Annotated in this window: 10 protein-coding genes; 5 read left to right on the top strand and 5 right to left on the bottom strand. The window is 70.1% G+C overall.

The genetic code is table 11. The features are described from left to right. The first annotated feature begins 339 nt into the window (after positions 1-339). On the top strand, positions 340-1,725 hold the full coding sequence (gene lpdA / locus BLA60_RS13945) for a dihydrolipoyl dehydrogenase (protein WP_075133257.1): 1,386 nt from the start codon (positions 340-342) through the stop codon (positions 1,723-1,725). A 72-nt stretch (positions 1,726-1,797) separates the two neighbouring features. Here lpdA and BLA60_RS13940 read toward each other — a convergent pair whose 3' ends face one another. Continuing rightward, positions 1,798-3,678, bottom strand: coding sequence for a propionyl-CoA synthetase (locus tag BLA60_RS13940; protein WP_075133256.1), 1,881 nt, complete (start codon positions 3,676-3,678; stop codon positions 1,798-1,800). A gap of 234 nt (positions 3,679-3,912) precedes the next feature. Between BLA60_RS13940 and BLA60_RS13935 the strand changes: the two genes are divergently transcribed. Next, positions 3,913-5,733: a serine/threonine-protein kinase gene (locus BLA60_RS13935; RefSeq protein ID WP_245811970.1), complete on the top strand. Its 1,821-nt coding sequence runs from the start codon at positions 3,913-3,915 to the stop codon at positions 5,731-5,733. 24 nt (positions 5,734-5,757) lie between these two features. Here the strand turns inward: BLA60_RS13935 and BLA60_RS13930 are convergent, their stop codons facing one another. Next, positions 5,758-7,332, bottom strand: a complete 1,575-nt coding sequence (locus BLA60_RS13930; protein ID WP_425427056.1) for a dolichyl-phosphate-mannose--protein mannosyltransferase — start codon at positions 7,330-7,332, stop codon at positions 5,758-5,760. 71 nt (positions 7,333-7,403) lie between these two features. On the opposite strand from BLA60_RS13930, the gene rsmI reads away from it, so the two are divergent. The 3 genes from rsmI (at position 7,404) to BLA60_RS13915 (ending at position 9,794) form a co-directional block, all read left to right on the top strand. Continuing rightward, a complete protein-coding gene (rsmI, locus tag BLA60_RS13925) occupies positions 7,404-8,240 on the top strand; it encodes a 16S rRNA (cytidine(1402)-2'-O)-methyltransferase (protein ID WP_154814333.1) in 837 nt (278 codons plus the stop codon). 63 nt (positions 8,241-8,303) lie between these two features. Beyond that, entirely contained in the window at positions 8,304-9,284 is a 981-nt protein-coding gene (locus tag BLA60_RS13920) for an aldo/keto reductase (RefSeq protein ID WP_075133254.1), read from the top strand. Between the two features lie 39 nt (positions 9,285-9,323). Continuing rightward, entirely contained in the window at positions 9,324-9,794 is a 471-nt protein-coding gene (locus tag BLA60_RS13915; protein WP_075133253.1) for an SRPBCC family protein, read from the top strand. Between the two features lie 440 nt (positions 9,795-10,234). Here the strand turns inward: BLA60_RS13915 and BLA60_RS13910 are convergent, their stop codons facing one another. The 3 genes from BLA60_RS13910 to BLA60_RS13900 form a co-directional block, all read right to left on the bottom strand. Then, positions 10,235-11,002 carry an ABC transporter permease gene (locus BLA60_RS13910; protein WP_075133252.1) on the bottom strand — a complete coding sequence of 256 codons (768 nt, stop codon included), beginning with the start codon at positions 11,000-11,002 and terminating at the stop codon, positions 10,235-10,237. Beyond that, the gene (locus BLA60_RS13905; RefSeq protein ID WP_075133251.1) at positions 10,992-11,957 is read right to left on the bottom strand and encodes an ATP-binding cassette domain-containing protein; all 966 of its coding nucleotides are present in this window, start codon (positions 11,955-11,957) and stop codon (positions 10,992-10,994) included. The genes BLA60_RS13910 and BLA60_RS13905 overlap by 11 nt, the downstream gene beginning before the upstream one ends. A 76-nt stretch (positions 11,958-12,033) precedes the next feature. Next, positions 12,034-12,636 (bottom strand): PadR family transcriptional regulator, encoded by a 603-nt coding sequence (locus BLA60_RS13900; RefSeq protein WP_075133250.1) that lies wholly within the window; start codon positions 12,634-12,636, stop codon positions 12,034-12,036. Between the last annotated feature and the right edge of the window lie 23 nt (positions 12,637-12,659).

Raw genomic sequence — 12,659 nt, 5'->3', positions numbered from 1 at the left:
TTCTCTGCCGTCCCTTCCGTGCCCGAAACACGAGCCCGTACCGGTGGTTTAGACCTAGTGGTATAGACCAATGGGAGAACTTTGGGCCCGTCGGCCCCCGCTGTCAAGACACCTGCGAAAGACGTTGTAAACCGGACAGGAAATCCTGGGCGTTACCAGGGAATTCCTGTTCGTTTCCCACTAGATACACATTGGTCTGGACAACCTCTAACAGTCTGGTACCACACCCCAGTATCAGATGCCAGGTTCCAAGATCGTCTTGTGGACACCCCATCCGCCTGTGGACAGCTCCCCACGCTCGCCACGGCCCCCCACGCCGAGGCGATTAGGGTGGAGCCCGTGAGCACACATTTCAACGTCGTGGTACTCGGAGCCGGACCTGGTGGATACGTCGCCGCCGTGCGGGCGGCGCAGTTGGGGCTGTCGGTCGCGGTCGTCGAGGAGCGCTACTGGGGAGGGGTCTGCCTCAACGTCGGCTGCATCCCGTCGAAGGCGCTGCTGCGCAACGCGGAGCTGGCGCACCTGTTCCACAACGAACAGAAGACCTTCGGCATCAGCGTCGACGGAGAGGTGAGGTTCGACTTCGGGGTCGCGCACGCGCGCAGCCGCACCGTCGCCGACGGCCGGGTCAAGGGCGTGCACTACCTGATGAAGAAGAACTCGATCACCGAGATCGACGGTCGGGGGACGTTCACCGGGCCCAACGCCCTGCGCGTCGGTGACCAGGAGATCACGTTCGACAACTGCGTCATCGCGACCGGGGCGTCGGCCAAGCTGCTGCCCGGCACGTCGCTGTCGCAGCGGGTGGTCACCTTCGAGGAGCAGATCCTCACCGACCAGCTGCCCGGGTCCATCATCATCGCCGGCGCCGGGGCGATCGGCGTCGAGTTCGCGTACGTGCTGGCCAACTACGGCGTCGACGTGACGATCGTCGAGTTCCTGGATCGCCTGGTCCCGCTGGAGGACAAGGAGGTGTCCAAGGAGCTGGCGCGCCACTACCGCAAGCTGGGCGTCACGGTGATGACCTCGACCAGGGTCGAGTCCATCGACGACTCCGGTGACCAGGTCACCGTCGAGGTGTCGGCGGGCGGCGAACGCAGGACCCTGAAGGCGGACAAGGTCCTCCAGGCCATCGGCTTCCAGCCCAACGTCACCGGCTACGGCCTGGAGAACACCGGCGTCGCGGTCACCGACCGTGGCGCCATCGACGTGGACGGTCACTGCCGCACGAACGTCCCCCACATCTACGCCATCGGCGACGTGACGGCCAAGCTGATGCTCGCCCACACGGCCGAGTCCATGGGCATCATCGCCTCGGAAACCATCGCCGGCGCCGAGACCATGGAACTCGACTACCGCATGATCCCCCGGGCGACGTACTGCCAGCCCCAGATCGCCAGCTTCGGCTACACCGAGGAGCAGGCCAGGGAAGCGGGCTTCGACGTCCAGGTCGCCAAGTTCCCCTTCACCGCCAACGGCAAGGCCCACGGCCTTGGCGACGCCCGAGGCTTCGTCAAGCTCCTCTCGGACAAGACCCACGGCGAGCTGCTCGGCGGCCACCTGATCGGCCCCGACGTGACGGAACTGCTGCCGGAGCTGACCCTGGCCCAACAGTGGGACCTGACCGTGCACGAAGTGGCACGCAACGTCCACGCCCACCCCACCCTGGGCGAAGCCGTCAAGGAAGCCATCCACGGCCTCGCCGGTCACATGATCAACATGTGACCCTGGTCATGGCCTCGGTCCCGACCGGATGCGGTCGTGGGCCGAGGCCGGACCGAGGCCTGGGCCGTGGCGTCAGGAACCACCACGCAGCACACCCCGAAGACCCTCCAACACCGCGGGATCCTCGATGGTCGACGGCACGCCCTCGTCCCGCCCGTCAGCCATCGCCCGCATGGTCTTGCGCAGGATCTTCCCCGACCGGGTCTTCGGCAGCGCCTCCACCACCGAGACCGTCCGGAACGCCGCCACCGGTCCGATCTCGTTCCGGACGGCCGCGACCAGTTCCTCGCGCAGCACCTCCTCGGTCACCGTGACGCCGGCCTTGAGCACCACCAGACCGACCGGTAGCTGCCCCTTCAGCGCGTCCCGCACCCCGATCACCGCGCATTCGGCCACGGCAGGGTGCGCGGCCAGCACGGCCTCCATCGAGCCGGTGGACAGCCGGTGTCCGGCCACGTTGATCACGTCGTCGGTGCGGCCCATGACGTACACGTAGCCGTCCTCGTCGACGTAGCCGCTGTCACCGGTGAGGTAGTTGCCGGGGTAGCGGGACAGGTACGACTCGACGTAACGGTCGTCGTCGCCCCACAAGGTGGACAGAGTGCCGGGTGGGAGGGGCAGGCGCAGGACGATGGCGCCTTCCTGGGCCGGCGGTAGCTCCTCGCCCTGCTGGTCGACGACGTGCAGGTCGTAGCCGGGCACGGGCACGCTGGGTGAGCCGGGCCGCAGCGGCAGGGGCTCGACCCCGCGAAGATTGGCGACGATCGGCCAACCGGTCTCGGTCTGCCACCAGTGGTCGACGACCGGCACCCCGAGGTGCTCGCTGGCCCAGTGGTACGTCTCCGGGTCCAGGCGCTCCCCCGCCAGGAACAGCGTGCGGAACGCCGACAGGTCGTAGTTGGCCAACTCCTTCGCCTCCGGGTCAACGCGTTTGATCGCGCGGAACGCCGTCGGCGCGGTGAACAGTGCCTTCACGCCGTGTTCGGACGCCACCCGCCAGAACGCGCCGGCGTCGGGGGTTCCCACCGGCTTGCCTTCGTAGATCACCGACGTGGCGCCCACCAACAGTGGGGCGTAGACGATGTAGGAGTGGCCGACGACCCACCCCACGTCCGAGGCCGTCCAGAAGACGTCGCCGGCATGGATGTCGTAGATGGCGGGCAGTGACCAGGCCAGCGCCACGGCGTGACCGCCGTTGTCGCGGACCACACCCTTCGGTTTACCGGTCGTGCCGGACGTGTAGAGGATGTACAGGGGATCGGTCGCGGCTACCGGGACGCAGGCGGCCGGCGTGGCCGTGGACATCGCCTCGTCCCAGTCGAGGTCGCGGGGGCCGAGGGGGCGTGCGGCCTGGGGGCGGCGCAGGATCACCACGGTGTCGGGCTGGTGGGCGGCCAGCCCCAGCGCCTCGTCGATGATCGGCTGGTACTCGACGACCCGCGACGGTTCGATGCCGCACGACGCGGCGACGATGACCTTCGGCGTCGCGTCGTCGACGCGGGTCGCCAGCTCGCGTGGGGCGAAGCCGCCGAAGACCACCGAGTGGATCGCGCCAAGGCGCGCGCAGGCCAGCATCGCGACCACCGCCGCCGGCACCATCGGCATGTAGATGATGACCCGGTCGCCCTTCGCCACCCCGAGACCGGCGAGCACCCCGGCGAACCGGGCCACCTGGTCGAGCAGCTCACGGTAGGTGAGTGACGTCGTCGTCCCGGTCACCGGGGAGTCGTGGATCAGCGCGGCCTGATCGCCCCGGCCGGCCTCGACGTGCCGGTCCAGCGCGTTGTGACAGGTGTTCAGCTCCCCGTCGGGGAACCACCGGTACAGCGGCGCGCGGGAGTCGTCCAGTGCCCTGGTGGGCTGGCGGGTCCAGTCGATCGCCTCGGCCGCGGTCAGCCAGAACCGCTCGGGTTCGGTGAGGCTGCGCCGGTACATCTCCTGATAGCTGCCCATACCGGCAACCTAGCCCACCAGCACCGTCGCGGGCCGCCACCGACGGTGACCGAACTGTAGTTGCCGAGCCACACACGACGTTGGAAGACTGGTGGCCTCACAGGCCCCCTACACGCAGGGGTCGGGGGCGCATCTGGTGGTTTCGTCTGCTCCGTGTCGTGCCGCGACATAGGCTGGATCCCTGGTCCGGCCGACCTGTCTCGTCGGCGTCGACGGCGGAGGGGAGGGTGGTTCGTGAACTTCCTGGTCAACCTGGGTAGTTCGCTGTTGTCGTTCGCGCACGGCATCTTCTCGCCCGATCTCTGTCCTGGTGACTGGGTCTGGGCGACGGTGATGGCCGGGGCGCTGATCGGGCTGTTCCCCGTCGTCGGGATGCTGCTCGTCGCGCTCGTGCGCAAGGGGACCGGCAACACCTACAACGCCGCCACCATCTCGGTCATCGCCGCGGCCGGTGGGTTCTTCGTGTTCCTCATGCCGTGGCTGTTCTCGATGGGCGTCTACGAGGTCTTCCACAACATCTACCTCGGCGAGCCGAGCGGCCTGAACTCCGCCGAGGTCAGCACCGTCATGCAGGGTGACTGCTGGGTCGGGCCCGAGGTCGAGCACTTCGGCCGCAGCTCGCTGGTCTACGACGTGCTGATCCACCCGTCGGGCAACACGCCCATCCTGTTGCTGCGCATCCTGATGTTGGTGGGGCTGCCGGGGCTGATCTTCCTGTTCATCTGGTTGCAGGCGCGCAGCGCGATGCGCCGGGGCCCGAAGTGGCCGGCCCGCCTGCTGTGGCTGCCGTTCGTGCTGCTGGTGCTGGGCAACGGGATGGTGTCGGCCAACGTGGCCTCCTACCTGTGGCTGGGGTTCCTGCCGGTCAGCATCCTGGGCCTGGTGCCGCTGCTGGTGATCGGCCCGCCGAGCTGGTCGGTGATCGAACGCTCGTACCAGAAACCCCAACAGCCACCCCCGCCGCAGCAGCCCCAGCAGCAGCCGCCACAGGCTCTGCAGCAGCAACCGCCTCCGTACGAGCCGCCTCCGCCGCTGCCGCCCTACCAGGCACCGGGCCAGGCTGGCCCGACCCCGACCAGGGTCGCGCCCCCGATGGCCGACCCGGAGCCCGACCGGGCCGCGCTCGCCAAACTCGCCGCCGACCCCGGGCCGCTGCCCTTCGCCTCTCCCGGAGGTCCACCCCGGCCCACGCAGACGGGCCTGTGGCAGAACCACGGCGGCCGGTTCCGCAAGCTCAAGCCGCTGGGCCAGGGCGGGTTCGGCACGGTGTGGTTGGCGCGTGACACCCAGCTCGACCGCACGGTCGCCGTGAAGCTCGCGCACGCCCCCAACGCCGAGGCCGAGGCCAGGATGCTGCGCGAGGCCCGCGCCCTGGCGGCCGTGCATCACCCGCACTGTGTGCGGGTCTACGACATCATCGCCGACCCCGACGGCCTGGGCATCGTCATGGAGTACATCGAGGGCCAGCAACTGGCCGACGCCGTCCACGAGGGCGGCGCCCTGGGCGACGTGGCGGCGGCGCGCCTGTGGGTCACCATGGCCGGCGCCCTGACCGCGGCCCACGCCAAAGGCGTCCTGCACCGCGACGTGAAACCGGCGAACGTCATCGTCGACCCGAGCGGCAACCCGCACCTCATCGACTTCGGCATCGCCCGCTCGGAAGGCGACTCGACGCTCACCGCGGCCGGGATGATGGTCGGCACCCCGGACTTCCTCGCTCCCGAAACAGCCAGCGGCAAGGCCGCCACCCCGGCCTCGGACGCCTGGCAACTGGCCGCGACCGTCAGTTTCGCCCTGACCGGTCAACCGCCGCGCGGCGTGCGCGACAACGCGATGGCATCGCTCATGGCCGCGGCGAAGGGCGAGCCGTTGTCGCAGCTGCCGCACCGGAGCGCGCACCTGCGGTTGCTGACCGCGTCCCTGGACGCCGACCCCGGCCGCCGGCCGACGTTGGCGGCGGTGACCCGGGAGATGAGTACGTGGCTCAACCACTCGGGGCAGGGGGCTGAGGGGCCGGTCACCCGCATCATGAACGGGACTCGACCGTTGCGGTGATCCGCACCCGCCCGGACACCGGCGTCAACGCCAGGACGGCAGCCACAGCTCGGCCTGCCAGTGTCCTTCGGTGATGGAGTCGGCGTTGAGGACCGGCCACAGCCACACGAAGTTGGCCACCACCAGCCCCAGGTAGAGAGCGACGACCAGCAGGCCCGTACCTCTGCGTTCCCGCCCCTCCCGCGCGCCGCCCAGGATCTGACCGAGGACGAGGACCAACCCGAGTACCAGGAAGGCCGCCATGGGTGTGGCGTAGAAGAAGTACATCTGGCGGTCGAGGTTGGTGAACCAGGGGAGCAGGCCGGTGAGGTAGGCGACCACCACGGCCGCGTACCGCCAGTCGAGGCGGCCGAACATGCGCCACAGGCCCCAGGCGAGCATCGGCAGCGCCAGCCACCACATCGCGGGGGTGCCGATGAGCATGGTGGCGCTGACGCAACGGTCCTCGCCGCAGCCCACCGTGCTGCCGTTGTAGTGGTAGAGCATCGGTCGCAGGCCCATCGGCCACGTCCAGGGTTTCGACTCCCACGGGTGCTGGTCCTTGACCGGCGTCGACAGGTTCTCGTGGAAGTTCAGGACGTTGCCGGAGTACTGCCACAGCGAGCGCAGCGCGGTGGGGAACACGTCGTACCAGCCGTCGTGGCCGGCTGCCTCGGCCAGGTGGCGGTCGATGGCGGTCTCGCTGGCGAACCAGGACCACCAGGTCGCCAGGTAGACCAGGATCGGCACCAGCAGCAGCGCCCACAGTGCCGGCAGGACGTCACGGACCAGCGTTCCCAGCCAGGGGCGCGCCACCCCGGCCGAGCGGCGGGCGGTGGCGTCCCAGATCACCGTCATCAGGCCGAAGGCGGCCACGAAGAAGATGCCTGACCACTTCGAGCCGCAGGCCAGGCCCAACGACACCCCGGCGGCGAAACGCCACCAGCGGAAACCCAGGCGGGGGCCGAACAGGGACTCGTCCGCCCAGCCCTCGCGCACGGCGGTGGCCAGGCGGGTGCGCATCTGGTCCCGGTCGAGCAGCAGGCAGCCGAACGCCAGCAGGACGAAGAACGCCAGGTAGATGTCGAGCATCGCCATGCGGCTCTGCACGTGGGACAGGCCGTCGCAGATCAGCAGGACGCCGGCGACGGCGCCGAGCAGCGTCGAGCGGGTCAGGCGGCGGGCGATCCGCACGATCAGCAGGATCATCAGCGCGCCGACGAGCGCCGCGGTGAACCGCCAGCCCCAGCCGTTGTAGCCGAACAGCCACTCGCCGGCGGCGATCAGCTGTTTGCTCAGCGGCGGGTGGACGGTCAGCTCGTAGGCCGGGTTGTCCTCGTAGCCGCCGTTGCGCAGCATCTCCCACGCCTGCGGCGCGTAGTGCTTCTCGTCGAAGACCGGGGCACCCTTGTCGGTCGGGTAGCCCAGGTTCTGCAGTCGGATGAAGCCGCCGACCAGCGCGAAGAAACCGGCGACCAGCCAGCCGCGCAGACGGTCGGTCGGCATCGGCTTGCCGAGCAGCTGACGCTCGGCAAGCTCGGCTTCCGACAGCGGGGGCCCCTCGGCCGAGGCTGGGGACTCCGTCGGCCGGGTGGCCTCGTCCGGGGCGAGAACACTCACGGCGACTGATCGTAGGCGGCTCGGTGTGCGGCCGGTGTCGGGATCAGGGGATGTCGGTGGGCGGTGACAGGATGGGCGACATGTTGATCCTGGCCGCCACCCCGCTCGGCGACTCGCGGGACGCGTCCCCGCGACTGGTCGAGGCGCTGGGCAGTGCGGACGTGGTCGCCGCCGAGGACACCCGGAGGTTGCGGTCGCTGGCCGCCGCGCTCGGCGTGACACCGGCCGGCAAGGTCGTCAGCTTCTACGACGCGGTGGAGACCTCGCGGCTGTCCGGCCTGGTCGGCGCGGTCGAGCAGGGCCGCACGGTGCTGTTGGTAACCGACGCCGGCATGCCCAGCGTGTCCGATCCCGGCTACCGGCTGGTCGCGGCCTGTGTCGCGGCCGACCTGCCGGTGACCTGCCTGCCCGGGCCGTCGGCGGTGACCACCGCGCTGGCGCTGTCCGGGCTGCCGTGCGAACGGTTCTGCTTCGAGGGGTTCGCCCCGCGCAAGGACGGTGAGCGGCGCCGCTTCTTCGACACCCTGGCCCGCGAGCAGCGCACCGCCGTGTTCTTCGAGTCCCCGCACCGCATCGCCGCCACGCTGGCGACCGCCGCCGAGGTCCTTGGCGGCGCGCGGCGGGCGGCGGTGTGCCGCGAGCTGACCAAGCCGTACGAGGAGGTGCGGCGCGGCGGGCTGGCCGAGCTGGCCGCATGGGCGGCCGAGGGGGTGCGCGGCGAGATCACCGTGGTGCTGGCCGGCGCCGAACCCGGGTCGGTGGACCTGACTGCGCTGGTCGGGCGGGTCGCGGAGCTGGTCGAGGACGGTTCGCGGCTCAAGGACGCGGCCGGTGAGGTGGCGTCGGCCGCCGGGGTGAGCCGCAAACAGCTCTACGACGCGGTGCTCGCCGCGCGCCGGGACACTTGACCTGAAGCGCACACCAGGGTGTTGCCTTGATCGTGGATGGTGTTCGCGCGACAGGAGGAACATATGGACAGGCGCATGCTGGGTGGACTGGAGGTGTCCGCGCTCGGGCTGGGCTGCATGGGCATGTCGCGCACGTACGGGCCGGCCGACGACGCCGAGTCGGTCAGGGTCATCCACCGGGCGCTGGACCTCGGGGTGACGTTGCTGGACACGGCCGACGTGTACGGCGTCGGACACAACGAGGAGCTGGTCGGCCGGGCGATCCGCGGCCGCCGCGACGAGGTGGTGCTGGCGACCAAGTTCGGCATCCGCGAGGTCGTCGGCGGCGGCGAGGTGCGGGTCGAGGGGAGCCCCGAGTACGTGCGCGCGGCCGTCGACCGCTCGCTGACCCGGCTGGGTGTGGACGTGATCGACCTGTACTACCTGCACCGACGCGACCCGAACGTGCCGATCGAGGAGACCGTCGGGGCGATGGCCGGGCTGGTCGAGGCGGGCAAGGTGCGGTACCTGGGGTTGTCGGAGGTGAACGCCGACACGCTGCGCCGGGCCAACGCGACCTCTCCGATCACCGCGTTGCAGTCGGAGTACTCGCTGTTCAACCGGGGTGTGGAGGAGCAGGTGTGGCCGGTGTGCGCCGAACTGGGCATCGGCCTGGTGCCGTACTCGCCGGTGGGCCGGGGCATGCTCACCGGGCGGCCCGAGGCCCTGCGTGACCTCGGCGAGGACGACTTCCGCGGCCAACTCCCGCAGTTCCGTGGCGAGAACCTGGAGCGGAACATCGCCCTCGCGCGGCGCGTCCAGGACCTGGCGGCCACCCTGGGCGTGACGCCGGTGCGGGTGGCGCTCGCCTGGCTGCTCGCCCGGGACGAGCACGTGGTGCCGATCCCGGGGACGAAACGGATCGCGTACCTGGAGGACAACGCCGGCGCGGCCGAGGTCAGGCTCACCGAGGAGCAGGTCGCCGAGATCGACTCGGCGGTGCCCCGCGACGCCGTGGCCGGCGACCGGTACACACCGGCCGGGTTGGCGGCCGTCAACCGCTGACCCCGGTCGTTGTCGGGGGTCGTGCCTAGACTCGGGCCCATGAGCAGGACAGACAGGGCGAATCGGGTGATCAGGGCATCGCGGACGGCGGTGTACGGCGCGTTGCTGGACCAGGGGGCCGTCGAGGCGTGGCTGCCACCGGACGAGATGACCGGTCGGATCGAGCGGTGGGACCCCCGGGTGGGCGGCGGGTTCCGCATGACCCTCACCTACGCCGATCCGACCGGCAGCCCCGGCAAGACCTCCGACGGGACCGACGTGGTCGACCTGGAGTTCGCCGACCTGGTGCCGGGGGAGCGGGTGGTCCACCGCGCGGTGTTCGAGTCCGACGACCCGGCCTACGCGGGCACGATGACGATGACCTGGAGCCTCGCCGACCGTGACGACGGGACCGAGGTCAACGTGACCGCGGCGGACGTGCCGGCCGGTATCGACCAGGCGGTACACGAGGAGGCCATCGCCTCGTCCCTGGCCAAACTGGCCGGGTGGGTCGAGGGCCGGGCCGGGTGATCGGTGCGGTGGGTGGGTACTGGGGTGGAGGTTCATGGGTCACGGGCCTTGGCGGTGGGATCGGACAGGTGGATGGTGTCGCTGGTTCGGGCAGCCGGCAGTGGTCGGAGATGGCCGGTGTCGGAGTGGGGCGGCTTGGGTAGGTGGGCGGTTTGGCAGGTGTCGGGTTGGGTAGGCGAGCGCCGGGGTGGGTGGAGCGGGGTTGGGCGAGCGCCGGGGTGGGTGGAGCAGGTTGGGCAGGCGTTGGGGGCGGGCGGCATGGGTGGGTGGGCGGTGGGGTGGAGCAGTTGGGGTAACTGAGCGACGGTTTGGTGGTGGAGTCGGGGCGGGTCTGAGTAACTGAGCGGCAGTTGGCTGTGGGTGGGGCGGTTGGGGGGGCTGAGTGCCGGTGGGGAAGTGCCGTGCGAGGTGCAGCGGCGGGTCGTTGGTCCGGGGGTGGGTCAGGCGTTTTCTCGGTGGAAGGTTGTGGTGGCCCACCAGATGGTGAGAGCTGTGATGGCTACGAGGACGACGCTGCCGGTCAGGAGGGCGTCCACGGTGTACTCGCCGCGGAAGGTGGCTCGTTGGGCTTCCATGACGTGGGCGAAGGGGTTGAGTCGGGAGAGGGTGTAGAGCCAGTGGGGGGCGAGGTTGGTGGTGATCGGGACGAGGATGCCGGTCAGCAGCAGCACGGGGGTCGAGATGCTGGTGAGGACGGCGGGGAACGTTTCTTCGCTGCGGAGGGTCAGGGCCAGCGCGTAGGAGGCGGCCGAGAGGGTGATGCCGATCAGGGCGACCATGGTCAGGCAGAGGGCGATCCCGGCCAACGGGGCTCGTAGGCCGAAGATGACCACCGCCAGCAGGATCAGGATCACCGCTTGGACGAGGAGTTGGACCGTGTCGTGGAGGACTCGGCCCAGCAGCAGGGACAGTCGGCGGGCCGGGGTCACCCGGAGGCGTTCCAGGACGCCGGTCGTCAGGTCGGCCAGCAGCGAGAAGCCGGCGAACAGGCTGCCGAACAGGCTCAGCTGCACCAGCAACCCCGGGGTGAGGATCTGCCAGGCGTCGCCCTGCGGGAAGCCCGGTGTGCTGGACACGATCCGCTCCATCAGCGGTCCGAAGAGGACCAGGTAGAGGATCGGCTGGGTCAGGCCGACGATCACCCACGCCGGGTTGCGTAACGACACCGCCATGTGTCGGCGGAACACCAACCAGATCTCACGCGGCACCGGGCACCTCCGCGTCCCGCAGTGTCCTGCCGGTGAGGGTCAGGAAGACGTCGTTCAGGGACGGGCGGTGGACCTGGACAGATCTCAGGTCGATGCCGTGGGTGTGCAGGGCGCGCAGCAACTCGGGCAACGCGGTGTCTCCTCTCGGGACTCGGAAGCGGATGGTGTTCTCGCCGGTCGTCACCTCGTGGGCCCCGGGGAGGCGGCCGGCGATCCCGGCGGCGTCGGGCACCGTGCCGGGTGCCACCTCGACCGAGACGCTGTCGCCGGAGATGCGGGACTTCAGCTCGTCGGGGGTGCCCGTGGCCACGATGGTGCCGTTGTCGATCACCAGGACGCGGTCGCACAGAGCGTCGGCCTCGTCGAGGTAATGGGTGGTCAGAAAGACGGTCAGACCGTGTTCGGCGCGCAGGGCGCGGATGTGCTCCCACAGGTTGGCCCTGCTCTGCGGATCCAGGCCGGTGGTCGGCTCGTCCAGGAACACCAGAGCGGGTGCGTGGATCAGGCCCAGGGCGATGTCCAGGCGGCGCCGCTGGCCGCCGGACAGTGTCCGGACCAGACGGTGCTCCAGGCCGGCGATGTCCAGCCGGGACGCGAGCGCGGCACCCCGGCGGACCGTGTCGGCCTTGGACAGGCCGTAGAACCGGCCCTGGATCTCGATCTCCTCGCGGACCCGGCACTCGTACGCGGTGCCGCCGCCCTGGGCGACGTACCCGATCTGGCGGCGCACGCCGACCGGGTCGGTGAGCAGATCGCACCCGCCGACCGTGGCCCGGCCGGTGGTGGGACGTAACAGTGTGGTGAGCAGGCGCAGGGTCGTGGTCTTGCCCGCGCCGTTGGGGCCGAGGAAACCGACCAACTCGCCGGGAGCGACGTCGAGATCGACTCCGCGCACGGCCTCGACCGGGCCGCCTCGCGACCGGAACGTTCTGGCGAGGCCTCGTGCCTCGATCATGATGACCCCTCCTCGGATAGTCAAATTTGACTAGTGAGGCAAGGATGCCCCGCGAAGGGGGACTAGTCAAGTTTGATCAGCCAGGAAATCCGAACGACGGTCCGTCGTCGTCGGCCATCACGTAGTTGCCGCCGGCGAGCCTGGCCACCAGACCCTGCAGCCAGGTCACCTTCGCCTCGACGGTGATCAGCCAGAACCGGTACAGCTCCATCACGTGCGGCGGCTGGCCCCAGTCCTCCGCCTCCTCGACCAGGTTGCGCGTCGTCGCCTCCTGGGCGCGCACCGCGGTGATCCGGTGCCGCAGCAGGCTGATCGCCTTTGCCCTGGTCAGCGTGGGCAGAAAGGTCACCGCCGCCGCCAGCCGGTAGTCGCCCTGCGGGGACTGGTCGTCCTCCGACAGGCTCTTGGCCATCATCAGCTGGAACTCGGACTCGCCGTCGGGGGTCAGCCGGTAGGCGACGCGGTCGGGCCCGCGCGCCTCCCCGGGCTCCGCGTCGGCCGCGACCTCCTCCAACAACCGCTCGGCGGTCATCTTCTTCAGGGCGTGGTAGATCGAGCCGGGCGCCACGTTCGCCCACTTGTCCGCCGACCAGCTCAGCAGCTCTCTCCTGACCTGGTAGCCGTGTGCCCGGCCGTACATCCGCACGACCCCGAGCACCAGCAGTCGCGTGGCCGACACGAGCCCTCCCGAATGCGTCAACC

The organism is Actinophytocola xinjiangensis (assembly GCF_001921215.1).
In the GTDB taxonomy this organism is placed as follows: Bacteria; Actinomycetota; Actinomycetes; order Mycobacteriales; family Pseudonocardiaceae; genus Actinophytocola; species Actinophytocola xinjiangensis.
The sequence above is the reverse complement of the archived record's forward strand: the minus strand, read 5'-3'. Positions and strand labels throughout refer to the sequence as shown.